15 protein-coding genes are annotated in these 15,667 nt (G+C 73.7%); 5 read left to right on the top strand and 10 right to left on the bottom strand.

Annotation, left to right across the window (positions count from 1 at the left end; all coding sequences use genetic code 11):
* Positions 1 to 35 precede the first annotated feature (35 nt).
* Positions 36 to 785, top strand: coding sequence for a helix-turn-helix domain-containing protein (locus tag O7542_RS04645; protein WP_069089064.1), 750 nt, complete (start codon positions 36 to 38; stop codon positions 783 to 785).
* Positions 786 to 821: 36 nt separating this feature from the next.
* Here O7542_RS04645 and O7542_RS04640 read toward each other — a convergent pair whose 3' ends face one another.
* Positions 822 to 1,997, bottom strand: a complete 1,176-nt coding sequence (locus O7542_RS04640; protein WP_281605746.1) for a PLP-dependent aspartate aminotransferase family protein — start codon at positions 1,995 to 1,997, stop codon at positions 822 to 824.
* 83 nt (positions 1,998 to 2,080) lie between these two features.
* On the opposite strand from O7542_RS04640, the gene O7542_RS04635 reads away from it, so the two are divergent.
* On the top strand, positions 2,081 to 2,560 hold the full coding sequence (locus O7542_RS04635) for an Lrp/AsnC family transcriptional regulator (RefSeq protein ID WP_030503801.1): 480 nt from the start codon (positions 2,081 to 2,083) through the stop codon (positions 2,558 to 2,560).
* A gap of 61 nt (positions 2,561 to 2,621) precedes the next feature.
* Positions 2,622 to 3,617, top strand: a complete 996-nt coding sequence (locus tag O7542_RS04630) for an LLM class flavin-dependent oxidoreductase (RefSeq protein WP_205797685.1) — start codon at positions 2,622 to 2,624, stop codon at positions 3,615 to 3,617.
* A gap of 167 nt (positions 3,618 to 3,784) precedes the next feature.
* Here O7542_RS04630 and O7542_RS04625 read toward each other — a convergent pair whose 3' ends face one another.
* From O7542_RS04625 to O7542_RS04595, 7 genes are all read right to left on the bottom strand, one after another.
* Entirely contained in the window at positions 3,785 to 6,070 is a 2,286-nt protein-coding gene (locus O7542_RS04625) for a cellulose binding domain-containing protein (protein WP_210888472.1), read from the bottom strand.
* A gap of 128 nt (positions 6,071 to 6,198) precedes the next feature.
* Positions 6,199 to 6,528, bottom strand: a complete 330-nt coding sequence (locus tag O7542_RS04620) for a hypothetical protein (RefSeq protein ID WP_281605745.1) — start codon at positions 6,526 to 6,528, stop codon at positions 6,199 to 6,201.
* Positions 6,529 to 6,706: 178 nt separating this feature from the next.
* On the bottom strand, positions 6,707 to 7,852 hold the full coding sequence (locus tag O7542_RS04615; protein ID WP_281605744.1) for a sulfite exporter TauE/SafE family protein: 1,146 nt from the start codon (positions 7,850 to 7,852) through the stop codon (positions 6,707 to 6,709).
* Positions 7,853 to 7,963: 111 nt separating this feature from the next.
* The gene (locus tag O7542_RS04610) at positions 7,964 to 8,431 is read right to left on the bottom strand and encodes an Rrf2 family transcriptional regulator (protein WP_043329564.1); all 468 of its coding nucleotides are present in this window, start codon (positions 8,429 to 8,431) and stop codon (positions 7,964 to 7,966) included.
* 70 nt (positions 8,432 to 8,501) lie between these two features.
* Positions 8,502 to 9,380 carry an acyl-CoA thioesterase II gene (locus O7542_RS04605; RefSeq protein ID WP_043329561.1) on the bottom strand — a complete coding sequence of 293 codons (879 nt, stop codon included), beginning with the start codon at positions 9,378 to 9,380 and terminating at the stop codon, positions 8,502 to 8,504.
* A complete protein-coding gene (pyk, locus tag O7542_RS04600) occupies positions 9,377 to 10,825 on the bottom strand; it encodes a pyruvate kinase (RefSeq protein WP_043329559.1) in 1,449 nt (482 codons plus the stop codon). The genes O7542_RS04605 and pyk overlap by 4 nt, the downstream gene beginning before the upstream one ends.
* A 405-nt stretch (positions 10,826 to 11,230) precedes the next feature.
* Entirely contained in the window at positions 11,231 to 11,596 is a 366-nt protein-coding gene (locus O7542_RS04595; protein WP_043329557.1) for a YciI family protein, read from the bottom strand.
* A 163-nt stretch (positions 11,597 to 11,759) separates the two neighbouring features.
* On the opposite strand from O7542_RS04595, the gene O7542_RS04590 reads away from it, so the two are divergent.
* Positions 11,760 to 12,626 carry an aldo/keto reductase gene (locus O7542_RS04590; protein ID WP_210888588.1) on the top strand — a complete coding sequence of 289 codons (867 nt, stop codon included), beginning with the start codon at positions 11,760 to 11,762 and terminating at the stop codon, positions 12,624 to 12,626.
* A gap of 79 nt (positions 12,627 to 12,705) precedes the next feature.
* On the top strand, positions 12,706 to 14,298 hold the full coding sequence (locus O7542_RS04585) for a GMC family oxidoreductase N-terminal domain-containing protein (protein WP_281605743.1): 1,593 nt from the start codon (positions 12,706 to 12,708) through the stop codon (positions 14,296 to 14,298).
* Between the two features lie 41 nt (positions 14,299 to 14,339).
* On the opposite strand, the gene O7542_RS04580 is transcribed toward O7542_RS04585, so the two are convergent.
* Both O7542_RS04580 and O7542_RS04575 read right to left on the bottom strand, forming a co-directional pair.
* On the bottom strand, positions 14,340 to 15,143 hold the full coding sequence (locus tag O7542_RS04580) for an alpha/beta fold hydrolase (protein WP_064445267.1): 804 nt from the start codon (positions 15,141 to 15,143) through the stop codon (positions 14,340 to 14,342).
* Between the two features lie 170 nt (positions 15,144 to 15,313).
* Positions 15,314 to 15,577: a DUF6244 family protein gene (locus O7542_RS04575; protein WP_013287536.1), complete on the bottom strand. Its 264-nt coding sequence runs from the start codon at positions 15,575 to 15,577 to the stop codon at positions 15,314 to 15,316.
* Positions 15,578 to 15,667 lie beyond the last annotated feature (90 nt).

The following is a 15,667-nucleotide window of genomic DNA, read 5'->3' as shown; positions in this document are numbered from 1 at the left end:
CCGAAACTGTCGTACGCGCGTTCGAAGATGTCCGCGTGCATCCACCCGAGATACGCGCGCGAGCACGTCAGGCCTTCCTGTCCGGGGCCACCGTCGCGGAGGCGGCCCGCGCAGTGGGCCTCAACTACCGCACCGTCTGGCACTGGTGCAGGGATCGGCCGGAGTCGAGGGAGCACGGCACCGCGCTGCGGTGTTTCCGCTGCCGCGAGGGTGTCCGCGTTCCGACAGATCCGGCGGCCTATGCCTATCTCCTCGGGCTCTACCTGGGCGACGGGCATCTCGTGACCAGGGCACGGGTGCCGGTGCTCCGGATCTCCTGCAGTGACAGTTGGCCCGGGCTGATCGAGGCTTGCGACGACGCCATGCGGCGGGTCCTGGCGGCGAAGGTCCAGCGCGTCCAACATCCGGGCTGCGTCAGCGTGCAGAGCTACGGCAAGCACTGGCCGTGCCTGTTCCCACAGCACGGACCCGGCAAGAAGCACCAACGCCCGATCGTCCTGGCGGACTGGCAGCGCCCCATCGTCGAGGCTCAGGCGGGCGACTTCCTGCGCGGCCTCTTCCACTCCGACGGGTGCCGCTTCGCCAACCGCGTCGTCGTCCGGGAAAAGGAGTACGTCTATCCCCGTTACATGTTCCACAACGAGTCGGCCGACATCATGGGCCTGTGCCAGCAGGCCCTCGACCGGCTCGGCATCGCCTGGCGGATGAACCGCCCCAACTCCCTGTCGGTGGCCCGCCGGGAGGCGGTCGCCGCCCTCGACCAGCACGTCGGCCCGAAGTCGTGACCGGCCCGCGCCGCCGACCCGGCCGGCCGGCGGGCGTCAGATCCGCGACAGTGCCTGCGCGAGATCCGCCCGCAGGTCCTCCGGGTCCTCCAGGCCGACCGAGACGCGCAGCAGCCCGCCGCAGGGCTTCGCGTCACCCTCGACCGGCCGGTGGGTGAGCGAGGCTGGGTGCTGGATCAGCGTGTCGACGCCGCCGAGCGACACCGCGTGCGTGATCAGCTCGCAGGCGCCGGCGACCTCGGCCGCGGCGGGCGCGCCACCGCGTACCTCGAAGGCGAGCAGGCTGCCGGTGCCGGACATCTGCCAGCCGACCAGCCCGGCCGGGTCGTGCAGCGACGGGTGGTGGACGCGCTCGACGGCGGGGTGACCGGCGAGCCAGGCGGCGAGCTTCTCGGCGCCGGCCTGCTGGGCGCGGACGCGCAGCGGAAGGGTCTGGATGCCGCGGTGCAGCAGGTACGCGCCGAGCGGGTGCAGGACGGCACCGGTGACGGCGCGCACCTGGCGCAGCCGGGCGGCCCACTCGGGGGCGCAGGCGATCACGCCGGCGAGGACGTCGCCGTGGCCGCCGATGCTCTTGGTGGCGCTGTGCAGCACGAGCGCGGCGCCGTGGCGGGCGGGCTGCTGGAGCACCGGGGTGGCGACGGTGTTGTCGACGAGCAGCGGGACGTCACCGGCGGCGTCGGCGAGTGCGGCGATGTCGACCAGGTCGAGGCTGGGGTTCGCGGGGGTCTCGACCACGACCAGGGCGGTGTCGGGGCGGATCGCGGCGGCCACGTCGGCGGGGGTGGCCCAGGTGACCTCGGTGCCGAGCAGGCCGGTGGCGAGGACGTGGTCGGTGCCGCCGTAGAGGGGGCGGACTGCGACGATGTGGCGGTTGCCGTCGCGGGTGGCGGCGAGCAGGGCGGCGGTGAGCGCGGCCATGCCGCTGGCGAAGGCGACGGCCTCGGCGGTGCCTTCGAGCTGGGCGAGCGCGGTCTCGAACCGGGCCACCGTGGGGTTCCAGAGGCGCTGGTAGACGGCGCTGCCGCCGGCCGGGAGGGTGCCACCGGTGGCGAGCGTCTCGTAGTCGTCACCGCCGCCGGCCACCGAGGGCAGCGGGTTGGTGGTGGACAGGTCGATCGGCGGGACGTGGACGCCGAGCCCGGCGAGGTCGGCGCGCCCGGCGTGTACGGCTGCGGTGTCCACGGAAGTCATGCCGGAAGCGTCGAACATGACGATGGCTAGAGGCAATAGCAGCGAAGAAGATTCTGGCAATCACGCTTTCGCCCAGCGGTGATTCGGTGAAGGATGGTCACATGCCTGCCGCACCGAATGATGTACGGCCGTTCGCCGGCCTGGACGACGTCGACCGCGCGATCCTCACCGAGCTGGCGGCCGACGGCCGGCTGCCGAACAACGCGCTGGCCGAGCGGGTCGGGGTGGCGCCGTCGACGTGCCTGACGCGTACCCGGGCGCTGCGCGAGTGCGGGGCGATCCGCGGGTTCCACGCCGAGGTGGACCCGGCGGCGGTGGGGCTGCCGTTGCAGGCGCTGGTGTCGGTGCGGCTGACCGCGCACGAGCGGGCCGCCGTGGACGCGTTCCGGGCCCGGTCGGTGCGGCTACCAGGGGTGGTGTCGGTGTTCCACGTGGCCGGCGCGGAGGACTACGTGCTGCACGTGCGGGCCGCCTCCGGTGACGCGCTGCGGGACTTCGTCCTCGATCATCTCGCAGTCGATCCGGCGGTGCAGCACACCCAGACCAGCCTGATCTTCGAGCAGGCCCGGGGTATGGGGTAGCGCACCCGGCGGAACAATTCCGGCACGTGGCCTGTTGCACCACGCTGTGATCGACGTACCCATGTCTGTTCTTGATCTTGCCCCGGTGGCGGCGACCGGCAACGCCGGTGAGGCGCTGCGGTACACCACGGAGCTGGCCCGCCGCACCGAGGAGCTGGGCTACCGCCGGTTCTGGGTGGCCGAGCACCACAACATGCCCGCCATCGCCAGTTCCGCGCCGGCGGTGCTGCTCGCGCACCTGGCGGCGAACACCAGCACCATCCGGCTCGGCTCGGGCGGGGTGATGCTGCCCAACCACGCGCCGCTGGTGGTGGCCGAGCAGTTCGGCACCCTGGAGGCGCTGCACCCGGGCCGGATCGACCTGGGCATCGGCCGGGCGCCCGGCACCGACCAGGTGACCGCGCTGGCGCTGCGCCGCACCATGGAGGGCCTGTCCGCGGAGCACTTCCCGCGTGAGCTGGCCGACCTGATGAACTACTTCTCCGGCGCCGAGCCGGGCCCGATCACCGCGACGCCGGGCCGCGGCCAGTCGCCGCAGGTGTGGCTGCTCGGGTCCAGCGGGTTCAGCGCGCAGCTGGCCGGCCTGCTCGGGCTGCCGTTCTCGTTCGCGCACCACTTCAGCTCGCAGAACACGATCCCGGCGTTGCAGCTCTACCGGCAGCACTTCCGGCCGTCGCAGTGGCTGGACCGGCCGTACGCGATGGTGGCGGTCAACGCGGTCTGCGCGGAGACCGACGAGCGGGCCGAGTGGCTGGCCGGGCCGGCCGGGCTGTCGTTCCTGAAGCTGCGCTCGGGGCGCCCGGAGCCGCTGGTCACGCCGGAGGAGGCGGCAGCGTACCCGTACTCGGAGTTCGAGCGGGAGTTCGTCGCCCAGCGCCGCGACGGCCAGGCGACCGGCTCGCCGGAGACGGTGGCCCGGCAGCTCGGGGAACTGCTGGAGCGCACCGGCGCGGACGAGCTGATGCTCACCACGATGGTGTACGACGTGGCGGACCGGGTCCGCTCGTTCGAGCTGATCGCCGAGAAGGTGGCGGGCGGGCTGCGCCGGGAGGGCTGAAACACGCTCTTCATAGCCACGTCACCGCAGCGTCGCGCGGGACGCATAACTTTGTCCCCGGTGGTGGTACGGCATTCCCGGTCGGGACGGGTCGGGAATGCTGCGGTGTGGTGCACCGGGTCGCCGGCGGAGCGGATTCCGCGGCCGGCGACCCGGTGCCTGTCGTTTCAGCGCAGGTAGATGTTCGGCGCGGCCGGGGTGCTCATGCCGTCGCCAAGGTAGAAGCCCGGGTGCGGCGGCTGGTTGTAGGCGGTGTTCTGCCAGGCCACCGCCACCCGGTACTGCGGGTCGTGCATCAGCGTCGGCAGCCGCAGGCCGGTGGTGACCGGCGTGCTGTAGATCCGGAGCGCGGTGCTGTCGGAGGTGCGCCAGACGACCTCCTCCCGCCAGTCGCCGAGCAGGTCCGCCGAGAGCGCCGGGGTGGACTTGGTGCCGTTGTTCGAGGCGACGCCGCTGCCGGTGAGCAGCCGGGTCTCCCCGCCGGTGCCGTACTTGTCGATCTTCGTGGCGTCGAGCAGCTCCCGGACCGGGTCGCCGTCCCACCAGATCAGGAAGTTCGCCGACGACGGCTTGCGCCCGACGTTCTGGCCCCGGGTGTTGAGCAGCCCGTCGACGGCCGACGACCAGGACTCGGCGCCCGGGCTGCCGGCCCAGACGTCGCCGGAGACGCCGCGGCCGTTGTCGCCGTTCGGCGCGGTCTGCCAGATGATCTGCCCGGTACGCGCGTCGGCCATCCAGGAGCTGGGCTTGCTGCCGTCCTCGTCGACCTTGAACACCTCCAGGCCGGCGCGGGACGGGTCGAGGTCGCCGACGTGCAGCGCGTCGCCGTGGCCGTTGCCGGTGGAGTACAGCAGCCGGCCGTTGTCGTCGATGGTGGCGGCGCCGTACACGATCTCCTGACGGCCGTCGTTGTCGACGTCGGCCACGGAGAGCTGGTGGTTGCCCTGGCCGGCGGCGGCGCCGTTGCCGGAGGCGTTCGAGTCGAACGTCCAGCGCTTGCGCAGCGTGCCGTCGCGGAAGTCCCAGGCGGCGACGACGGCCCGGGTGTAGTAGCCACGCGCCATGATCAGCGAGGGGCGCTGCCCGTCCAGGTACGCGGTGCCGGCGAGGAACCTGTCGACCCGGTTGCCGTACGAGTCGCCCCAGGACGAGACGGTGCCTCGCGGCGGATCGTAGTCGACTGTGGACAGGGCCGCGCCGGTGCGGCCGTCGAACATGGTCAGGTACTCCGGGCCGGCGAGCACGTAACCGCTGGAGTTGCGGTGGTCGGCCGAGCCGTTGCCGATCACCTGACCGGTGCCGGAGCGGGTGCCGTCGGCGGTCTTCATGGCCACCTCGGCGTCCCCGTCGCCGTCGTAGTCGTACACCTGGAACTGGGTGTAGTGGGCGCCGGCGCGGATGTTGCGGCCCAGGTCGACGCGCCACAGCCGGGTGCCGGTGAGCGTGTACGCGTCGACGTAGACGTTGCCGGTGTAGCCGGACTGCGAGTTGTCCTTGGCGTTCGACGGGTCCCACTTGAGCACGAACTCGTAGCGGCCGTCGCCGTCGAGGTCACCGACGCTCGCGTCGTTCGCCGAGTAGCTGTACCCCTCCCCGGCCGGGGTGGTGCCGCCGGGCGGCGGCTGGATCGGCACGTCCAGGTAGCCGTTGGCGAACTGGAGCGCCGGGGCCGACGCCGCCTGCTCGGCGCCGTTCACCACGGCCCGCACGGTGTACGCGGACCCGGCCGCCGCGCCGCTGTCCAGGTACGTGGTGGCGCCGGTGATCGGGCTGGCGTTGACCTTGGTGCCACCTCGGTAGAGGTTGAACGCCACACCGGTGGTCTCGGTGCCGAGCAGCCGCCAGGAGACGAGGTTGCCGCTGCCGGAGCGGACGCTGACCAGCCCTCGGTCGAGCTTCTCCATCTGCTTCGCCCCGGCCGGCGGGTCGGTGGGCGGGGGCGTGGTTGGTGGCGGTGTGCTGGGCGGAGGTGTGGTGGGCGGCGGCGTGGTGGGCGGAGGCGGCGTCGACGGCGGCGCGCTGGTGGACGGCGCGCCGGTGCAGGCCGTGCCGTTGAGCGTGAACGCGGCCGGCACCGGGTTCGACGCGTTGTTCCACGAGCCGTTGAAGCCGAAGTTCGCGGTGCCGCCGGTGCCGATGGCCGCGTTGTAGCCGGCGTCGCGGGCGCTCACCTGCGCGCCGGACTGGCTGACCGTCGCGTTCCACGCCTGGACGACCTGCTGGCCGGCGGCGAAGCTCCAGCCGAGGGTCCAGCCGTTGACCGGGTCGCCGAGGTTGGTCACTGTCACGTCGGCGCCGAATCCGCCGCTCCACTGGTTGGTGATCCGGTAGTCGACCCGGCAGCCGGCGGCCGCCGCCGCGGCGGTCATCGTGGTGAGCGCGCCGGCCGACAGGGTGAGCGCCGAGGCCGCGGCGAGCAGCGCGAGCCGGCGGCGTGGGGTGGTGAGGTGCACGGAGATGCCTTTCGCGGAGGTCAGGCACGCGACGACGCCGGCCTGCCCGGACCGGCGGATACGTGCCCTGACGCGACGGGCGACGTCAACGCATCGACGTCGATGATTCGGCTCCGCGCTCCGTCAGCCTAGGTCACCGCCGGACACCCCCACAAGCGCGGCGGCGTGCGCGGGGCGGGCAGCGCGGCGGCGCGGCGTGGGCGTGGCAGCGCGGCGGCGCGGCGCGGGCGCGGCAGCGCGGCGGCGCGGGCGGGGCGGCGCGGCGGCGCGGGCGGGGCGGCGCGGCGGCGCGGGCGGGGCGGCGCGGCGGCGCGGGCGGGGCGGCGCGGCGGCGCGGGCGGGGCGGCGCGGGCGTGGCAGCGCGGCGGCGCGGCGGCGCGGCGGGGCGAGGCGGCGCGGGGCCGGGCGGGGCGGCGAAACGGCGCGGTGGAGTGGCGGCGCAGGAGCGCGGCGGCCAACAGCCGATGCCGACGCCGACGCCGACGCCGACGAGAAGAGATGCCTGAAAGCCGATATACCTCAGAGTCATAATTATGACTCTGAGGTATATCGGTCAGCAGGACATGTCTCTACGGCGCGCGACACGCCGAGACAGAACACTCCTGGGCGATGGCGCGGCCCGGGAACGCGAGCGGCTCAGCCCTCGACGGCGGCGGCGAGCTTCCGCGACTCCGCGGCCTCGGCAGGCTCGGAGGTCTCGGCGGTGACCACCGGCTCCGGGACTTGCCCCGACTTCGCGGCCTCTGCCGACCCGACGGATTCCCCCGGCCGAGCGGGCTCCCCCGCCTCCGCGGGCGACGCGGAGACGGGCGCGGCCTCGACCGGCGGCGCGGAGGCCGGCGGCGCGGAGGCCGGCGACGCGGAGGCCGGCGACGCGGAGGCCGGCCGCGCGGAGGCCAGCGCCGCTTCGACGGTGGCGCGGGCGCGGCGGGTGCGGCGCAGCGCCCGCACCGCCAGGACAATGGCGACCACCCAGGCGACACCGAGCAGCGCGTACACCACCACCGGCGCCGAGCCGCTCACGCCGCCGGCGCTGAGCAGCGTGCGGGCGTTGGTCAGCACGATCACGCCGCCGATCACGGCGCCGAGCAGCTGAGCGGGAACGATGCGGACCAGCCAGGCCGCGATCGGGGCGGCGATCAGGCCACCGATCAGGAGCGCGGCCACCGTGGGCAGCAGGAAGCCCTCGGTGCCCAGGCCGATCAGGAAGCCGACGCTCGCCGCGCCGGCCACGACGAACTCGGAGGTGTCGACCGAGCCGATGACCTTGCGGGGTTCCATCCGGCCGGAGACCAGCAGCGCCGGGGTGGCGACCGGGCCCCAGCCTCCGCCGCCGGTGGCGTCGACGAAGCCGGCGACCAGGCCGAGCGGGGCGAGGAAGCGGCTCCGCAGCCGGCCGGCGGCGCGGGTGGCCCGAAGCGGCCGGGAGAACCGCACCAGCAGGTACGCGCCGAGCGTGAACAGGATGGCCGCCATCCACGGCGCGGCGGCCTCGGTGGAGATGGAACTGAGGAACGTCGCCCCGGCGAACGCGCCGATCGCGCCGGGCAGCGCGATCCGGCCGACGACCCGCCAGTCGACGTTGCCGAAGCGCCAGTGCGAGACGCCCGCGGCGAGCGTGGTGCCGATCTCGGCCAGGTGCACCGAGGCCGACGCGGCGGCCGGCGCGACACCGGCGAACAGGAGCAGCGTCGAGGAGGTCAGCCCGTACGCCATGCCGAGCGAGCCGTCGACCAGTTGCGCGGCGAGCCCGACGAGGGCGAGGACCAGCAGCTTGCGCACGAGCGCCCCCTGACTTTTCGGTATCTCCTATCGACTTGGTCGACAATGCGGCACGAAGGTGGTCCCGGTCAAGTCCCCCATCCGGTTGGTAGGACACGCCGGACGGCGCGGTCAGCTCCAGGCGCGCGGGTCGGCGGCCAGTTCGTTGACCCGGCCGGGCAGCTCACCGGAGGCCACGTCGGCGATCGTGACCAGCTCCAGGATCTCCCGCTCGCTGGCCCGCAACGCGATCCAGACGTCCTGCAACGCGCGGGCCGCGCCCTGATAGCCGAGCTGTTCCGGACGCTGGCCGCGCACGTGCGCGAGCGGCCCGTCGATGACGCGGATCACCTCGGCCAGGGAGATCTCACTCGCCGGCCGGGCCAGCCAGTAGCCGCCCTCGGGGCCACGCTGGGCGTGCACGATGCCGCCCCGGCGAAGCTGGAGCAGGATGCTCTCCAGGAACTTCGGCGGGATGTCCTGGGACCGGGCGATCTGCTCGGCGGTCACCGGGCGGCTCCGCTCGGCGGTCCCGTCCGCGACCGAGGCCAGCTCAGCGGCCGCGCGGAGGGCATAGTCGACCCGGGCGGAAAGACGCATACGGCCAGGTTAGTCCGCTCGGGTGCGGGCCGCCCCGCCGACCCGCGCCCGGACGATCATCACCCGCCGATCAGCCGCCGACGCGGCGCAGCAGTCCCTCCTGCACGGCGCTGGCGATGTGCCGCCCGTCGGCGGTGAACATGCGGCCGGTGGCCAGGCCACGGCCGCCTGACGCGGACGGGCTCCAGCAGTCGTACAGGAACCACTCGTCGGCGCGGAACGACCTGTGGAACCACAGCGCGTGGTCGAGGCTCGCGCCGACCACGCCGCCCGGGCCCCACACCTCGCCGTGCACCGACAGCACCGAGTCCAGCAGCGTCAGATCGGAGGCGTACGTCAGCGCGCACGCGTGCAGCAGCGGATCGTCCGGCAGCTTGCCGTCCAGCCGCATCCACACCCGCTGGTGCGGTTCGGCCGGGCGGTCGCCGGGGCGTACCCAGCCGGGCTCGCCGACGTAGCGCACGTCGATCGGGCGCGGGATCATCCCCCAGATGCCGAGCCGCTCCGGGTAGCGGGAGAGCCGGTCGGTCATGGTCGGCACGTCGTCCGGGCCGGGCACGTCCGGCGGCACCGGGGCGTGGTGGTCCAGCCCCTCGTCCTGTCGCTGGAACGACGCCGACATGAAGAAGATCGGCTTGTCGTGCTGCAACGCCACCGAGCGGCGCACCGAGAAGGACCGGCCGTCGCGGACGTTCTCCACCTGGTACTCGATCGGCTCGGCCGGGTCACCGGGGCGCACGAAGTAGCCGTGCAGGGAATGCACGGCCCGCTCCGCGTCGACGGTGCGGCCGGCGGCGACCAGGGCCTGGCCGGCGACCTGCCCGCCGTAGACCCGCTGCGGGCCCACCGGCGGGCTCATCCCCCGGAAGGTCATCTCCCCGGTACGGTCCAGGTCGAGCACCTCCAGCAGCTGGTCGACCGCCGCCTGCCCGGTCGCCGCAGCACTCACTGGAGCGCTCGCGCCGAGGCCGCGTCCACGAGCGAACCCAGCTGGTGCACGCGCAGCGTGTTGGTGGAGCCGGGGGTGCCGGGCGGGCTGCCCGCCACGATCACCACGTAGTCGCCCGGGTTGGCCCGGTTGAGGCCCAGCAGCGCCTGGTCGACCTGGCGGAACATGTCGTCGGTGTGCTGGACGAACGGCATCAGGAACGTCTCCACGCCCCAGGAGAGCGCGAGCTGGTTGCGCACCTCCGGCACCGGCGTGAAGGCCAGCAGCGGCAGGTCGCAGTGCAGCCGGGCGAGCCGCTTGACGGTGTCGCCGGTCTGCGAGAACGCCACCATGGCCTTGGCGCCGATGGCCCGGGCGATGGAGGAGGCGGCCACGGTGAGCGCGCCGCCGTGCGTACGCGGGTCGTGCTGCAACCGGGGGACGGCGATCGAGCCGGCCTCGGTGGTGGTGACGATCTTGGCCATGGTGCTGACGGTGAGCACCGGGTACTTGCCGACGCTCGTCTCGCCGGAGAGCATCACCGCGTCCGCGCCGTCGAGCACCGCGTTGGCCACGTCGGAGGCCTCGGCGCGGGTCGGGCGGGAGTTCTCGATCATCGAGTCGAGCATCTGGGTGGCCACGATGACCGGCTTGGCGTTCTCCCGGCAGAGCTGCACGGCGCGCTTCTGCACGAGCGGCACCTGGTCCAGCGGCAGCTCGACGCCGAGGTCGCCGCGGGCGACCATGACGCCGTCGAAGGCCAGCACGATCGCCTCGAGGTGGTCGACCGCCTCGGGCTTCTCGACCTTGGCCAGGACCGGGCGGCGCACGCCCTCCTCGTCCATGATCGAGTGGACGAGCTTGATGTCCTCGGGTGAGCGGACGAACGAGAGCGCGACCAGGTCGACACCGAGGCCGAGGGCGAAGCGCAGGTCCTCCGCGTCCTTGTCGGACAGGGCCGGGACGCTGACCGCCACGTTCGGCAGCGAGACGCCCTTGTTGTTGGAGACCGGGCCGCCCTCGGTGACCAGGCACCGGATGTCGTTGCCGGTGACGTCGCTGACCTCGACCGCGACGCGGCCGTCGTCGATCAGCAGCCGGTCGCCCGGCTTCACCTCCTGCGGCAGCTTGCGGTAGGTGCAGGAGACGCGCTCCTTCGAGCCGACGACGTCGTCACCGGTGATCACGACCGAGTCGCCGGTGCGCCACTCGTGCGGGCCGTCGGCGAACCGGCCCAGCCGGATCTTGGGCCCCTGGAGGTCGGCCAGCACCGCGACCGGCTTGCCGGACGCCTCGGCGGCCTCCCGGACCAGCCGGTAGACCGATTCGTGGTCGGCGTGACTGCCGTGGCTGAAGTTGAGCCTCGCCACGTTCATGCCCGCCTCGACGAGCCCTCGGATACGCTCCGGGGACGAGGTGGCGGGGCCGAGAGTACAGACGATCTTCGCGCGGCGTGTCACGCCCATCAGGCTAGTCTCTCCTCCGGATCGGCCTCCCGGCCGACCCCTTGCGGACAGCGGAACAGTTGTCCAACGACGCGCGTGTACCGCGCGGGCGGGCGGTTGGCGTACCGCACCGGAACGTCGTGTGTGGCGGGCATCGGCGACCGCGCGGCGGAAATGGTACCCCTCGCCGTCACGTGCCGGCCGGGTGCTCCCGTGGATGCCGTCCGCCCTCGCCGTGGCGCGGCCCCGCCGGACCGGCCGGGGGCAGGTTCGGGCAGCCGCCGGGCGGCCAGGCCGCGATGATCTCGGCGAGCAGGTGGTCGGCGCGCAGCCCGGACGCGGTCCGCTCCAGCGGGACCCGGCTCGCGGCGCCGTGGAAGTGGTGCAGCGCGATCGCCGAGAACGGCGACGAGACCGCGCCGGCCGTCAGCTCTCCGTCTTGACCAGCGGGAACTCCAGCGAGCCGGCCGGGCAGAGGAAGGTCAGCACCTCGACCCGGTAGAGCCCGGCCTGTACCGCCGGGTCGGCCTCCATGACGCTGCGCACGTCGTCCACCGAGCCGGTACGGGCCAGGCCGAAGCCGATCGGCGGGTCGGGTTCCCGGGCCGGGCCGTCCACCGAGCCGTCGACGAGCACGATGCCGCGCCGTTGCAGCGCCCGCATGTGCTGCAGATGCTCGGCCTGCAGCCGTTGCACGGTCTCCTCCGGCAGGGCCCGGCCGGACGGCCCCGGGTAGAGCACGATGCACTCGTACGTGTCCAGCGCGAAGTCGAGCCGTGGCGTCGTGCCCATGCGCACCTCCTGCTGACCACCGTTGCGCCCAGCCTCGCACGGCGGTCCGGTGCGCCGGGGCCGCTCGCCGCAACTACCGGTGCTTCGCCGCCACGATTCGGGGAATGTCCAGGGGTCGGGGCGCGCGCCGCCCGCGACCGCGTACGAGCACAGGAGGACCGCGATGGCCACCAGCACCCAGCCCGCCAAGGCGTCGGGCAGCTACCGGATCGGTGGTGACCTGCGGGTCGACCGCCTCGGCTACGGGGCGATGCAGCTCACCGGCCCCGGCGTGTGGGGCGACCCGAAGGACCCGGCCGAGGCGGTACGGGTGCTGCGCCGCGCGTACGAGCTGGGCGTCACGTTCATCGACACCGCCGACTCGTACGGGCCGTTCGTCAGTGAGCTGCTGATCCGCGAGGCGCTGCACCCGTACGCCGACGACCTGGTCATCGCGACGAAGGCCGGGCTGACACGCTCCGGCCCGGACGACTGGCGGCCGGTGGGCCGCCCGGAGTATCTGCGCCAGCAGTGCGAGCTGAGCCTGCGCCACCTGGGCCTGGACTGCATCCCGCTCTACCAGCTGCACCGCATCGACGCGAAGGTGCCGCTGGCCGACCAGCTCGGCGAGCTGGCGCTGCTGCGGCAGGAGGGCAAGGTCCGGCACATCGGGCTGTCGCAGGTCAGCGTCGAGCAGATCGAGGCGGCCCGGGAGATCGTCCCGATCGTGTCCGTGCAGAACCTCTACAACCTGGCCGACCGCGGCGCCGAGGACGTGCTGGCGCACTGCGAGCGGCACGACCTGGCGTTCATCCCGTGGTTCCCGATCGCCACCGGCAACCTGGCCCGCCCCGGCGGCCCGCTGGACGCGATCTCGACCGCGCACGGCGCCACTCCGGCGCAGCTCGCGCTGGCCTGGCTGCTGCGCCGCTCGCCGGTGATGCTGCCGATCCCCGGTACGTCGTCGGTGGCGCACCTGGAGGAGAACGTGGCGGCGGCCGAGGTGGAACTGACCGACGACGAGTTCGAGGCGCTGGCCAAGGCGGCCTGAGTCTGCCGCCGTCCGACCCTTTCGCGGAACGTGATCGAGCAACTACCGTCAGAAGGATTCTCACGAGTGGGGGTCCGCTGTGGAGGAGTTCGACTACGTCATCGTGGGGGCCGGCGCGGCGGGGTGCGTGCTGGCCAACCGGCTAACCGAGGATCCGGGGACGCGGGTGCTGCTGCTGGAGGCGGGCGGCTGGGACCGCAGCCCGTACGTGCGCGTGCCGAAGGCGTTCTCCCGGCTGATGGACGACGAGCGCACCGCCTGGCACTACCCGGCCACCACCGGGCCGGGCCGCCAGGAGATCTGGCAGCGCGGCCGGATGATCGGCGGCTCGACGTCGGTGAACGGCATGATCTGGAGCCGCGGCGCGGCCCGCGACTGGGACGCCCTCGACCCGCTGGGCTGGGGCTGGTCGGCCATGCGGCAGGTGTTCACGCGGCTGGAGGACCACCCGCTGGGCCCCGCGCCGCACCGGGGCGCGGGCGGGCCGGTGCGGCTGTCCATCGCCACCGGCACCGACCCGCTCGCCGAGGAGATGGTGGCCACCGGCGCCGAGCTGGGCTGGCGCCGGGCCGACGACCTGGACGCCGACGACGACGAGCGGATCGGCTACCCCACCGCCACAATCCACGGCGGACGGCGGGTCAGCGCCGCGAACGCGTTCCTGCACCCGGTGCGGCGCCGGCCCAACCTGACCGTCGAGGTCGGCGCCGTCGTGCTGCGGGTGCTGGTCGAGGGCGGCCGGGCGGTCGGCGTACGGGTGGCGCACGGCGGCCGGGCGGTCGAGCGCCGGGCGGCCGGGGAGGTGATCCTCGCCGCGGGCGCCCTGGCCACCCCGCACCTGTTGCAGGTCTCCGGCATCGGGCCGGCGGACACGCTGCGCGCCGCGGGCGTGCCGGTGCTGCTCGACCGGCCCCGGGTCGGCGCGGGGCTGCGCGAGCACCGGTCGATGGTGCTGCAGTACCGCCTCGCCGAGCCCGGCGGCCACAACATGACCATCGGCAGCCCGCTCGGGCAGGCCCGGGCCACGCTGCGCTGGCTGCTCACCGGCGGCGGCCCACTCGCCCTGCCGGTGCTCGACGTGGCGGCCCACGTCAAGTCCCGGCCGGAGCTGGACCGCCCGGACGCGCACCTGCTGATGGCGCCGTTCTCGGCCGCGCCGCCGCGGCCCGGCAAGGCGCTCGAACTGGAACGGGAGCCGGGACTGATGTGCCTGGGCACCGTCACCCGGCCGGACAGCGAGGGCAGCCTGGCGATCACCGACGCGGACCCGCGTACGCCGCCGGCTGTCGTGGCGAACTACCTCACCACCGACCACGACCGGCGGGTGGCGGCGGACCTGTTCCGCCGGATGCGGGAGTTCTTCGCCACCGGGCCGATCGCGAAGCGGATCCGGGCCGAGACGGTGCCCGGCCCGGCGGTCCGCACCGACGCCGAGATCGTCGAGGCGGCGGTGGCGCGCGGCTACTGCGGTTACCACGCCATCGGCACCTGCGCGATGGGCGACGGCGACGACCACGTGGTCGACCCGCAGCTGCGGGTACGCGGCGTGGACGGGCTGCGGGTGGTCGACGCGTCGGTGCTGCCGGTGATGGTGGCGGGCTGGACCAGCGCCCCGGTGAGCGCGCTGGCCTGGCGGGCCGCGGACGTCATCCGCGGGCGGGACGGGAGCTGACAGCGCCCGGGCCCGCGCGACGGCGGGCCCGGGCACCGGTGTCAGACCGCGAAACAGTTCGGCCGGACCGGGGCGCCGGCGAGCACCTGGCGCACCACCGTGTACGTGGTGCCGTCCAGCACCAGCCCGAGGTGGCCGACGACCCGCAGCGGGCACCACGCCTGCACCAGCACGTTCGTGGCGCCGTCGGCGAGCAGCGCGTTGTCGACCGGCCGGACCAGCTCGTCCTGCCAGGTGCGCACGGTGGCCCAGCGAACCGGCCCGGGCGTGTCGTCACCGGCGTTGAGGTCGGCCAGGAAGCTCGACCCGATCGACATCTGCTGACAGGCGATCACCCCGGCGCAGCTGCCCAGCCCGAGGAACGCGACCAGGTTGGCGACGTACGTGCCGTACTGCGGGCTGCCGAGGCTGACGTACTGGTCGACGGTGGCGGCGCCGCCGAGGTACTTGACGTACCAGCGGCTGACCAGGCCGCCCTCGGAGTGGCCGACCAGGTCGACCCGGGCCGCTCCGGTGGCGGCGCGGACCTGGTCCACGTAGGTCGAGAGCGCACGGGCGGACTCGCGGATGTCGCCGAGACCGAGATTCGGCAACTGGAAGATCGAGACCCGGTAGCCGTCGGCGCGCAGCCGGGCGGCGATCGGCTCGTACGCGATGGAGATTCCACTGAGGCCACCGACCACGATCACCGGGTCGGCGGCCGCGGCGGCGGCCCGTTGCGCGGCGGTGGTGACGGTGGCCGTGTTCGACGGGGCGGCGGGTTCGGCGGCGGCCGCCTGGGCGGCGGCCGGGACGAGCAGGACGGTGGCGGCGGTGGTGGCGGCCAGGATCGTTCGGAGCAGCATGGGCTGCACCTCCGAGGGGGAGGCACCCGGGCGGACCGGGAGGGGACGGGTGGGATCCGATCGATCGTGGACACGATGATGCGTGTCCGATTTCACACACGTCAATGAAAAGTTACGCGGCGGTAACCACTTGTCGCGCCCACCGCGCAAACCGGCAAGCCGGGCCGGGCTCAGTTGCCCAGCGCCTGGACCTTCGCGATGGTCTCCTGGACGTGCTGCCGGGCCGGCTCCCCGCCCTGCGCGGCCTGCGCCAGCGCCTGCCGGTAGGAGTCGATGACGCCGATCAGCGGCCCGGCCGTCGCCCCCTCCAGCGCGCCCGCCACCAGCGCCCGCGCCTCCGCCGCGTCCTGTGCCGCGGCAGCCGTGCGCGCCTTGGCCTCGTCCAGCTTCTGCGCCGCCGCCGCCAGCCTCGCGATGATCTCCGCCGCGCTCACAACCCCTCCCCCACCTCACCCACCCTCGGGAACCCTACCGCCCTCCCCCACCCCCACACCTTCGCGATCTTGCAGTTTCCGCCCCGGCAA

The sequence above is a fragment of the Micromonospora sp. WMMC264 genome, assembly GCF_027497275.1.
Classification (GTDB): Bacteria; Actinomycetota; Actinomycetes; order Mycobacteriales; family Micromonosporaceae; genus Micromonospora; species Micromonospora chalcea.
Note: the sequence above shows the minus strand (reverse complement) of the source record. Positions and strands in the feature narration are given on the sequence as shown.

Bases quoted from the DNA above. Each gene is read 5' to 3' on its own strand.
- O7542_RS04590 (WP_210888588.1), top strand. From the start codon at position 11,760: ATGGCCACCAGCACCCAGCCCGCCAAGGCGTCGGGCAGCTACCGGATC.
- O7542_RS04630 (WP_205797685.1), top strand. From the start codon at position 2,622: ATGTCTGTTCTTGATCTTGCCCCGGTGGCGGCGACCGGCAACGCCGGT.
- O7542_RS04595 (WP_043329557.1), bottom strand. From the start codon at position 11,596: ATGGGCACGACGCCACGGCTCGACTTCGCGCTGGACACGTACGAGTGC.
- O7542_RS04635 (WP_030503801.1), top strand. From the start codon at position 2,081: ATGCCTGCCGCACCGAATGATGTACGGCCGTTCGCCGGCCTGGACGAC.
- pyk (WP_043329559.1), bottom strand. From the start codon at position 10,825: ATGGGCGTGACACGCCGCGCGAAGATCGTCTGTACTCTCGGCCCCGCC.
- O7542_RS04640 (WP_281605746.1), bottom strand. From the start codon at position 1,997: ATGTTCGACGCTTCCGGCATGACTTCCGTGGACACCGCAGCCGTACAC.
- O7542_RS04610 (WP_043329564.1), bottom strand. From the start codon at position 8,431: ATGCGTCTTTCCGCCCGGGTCGACTATGCCCTCCGCGCGGCCGCTGAG.
- O7542_RS04580 (WP_064445267.1), bottom strand. From the start codon at position 15,143: ATGCTGCTCCGAACGATCCTGGCCGCCACCACCGCCGCCACCGTCCTG.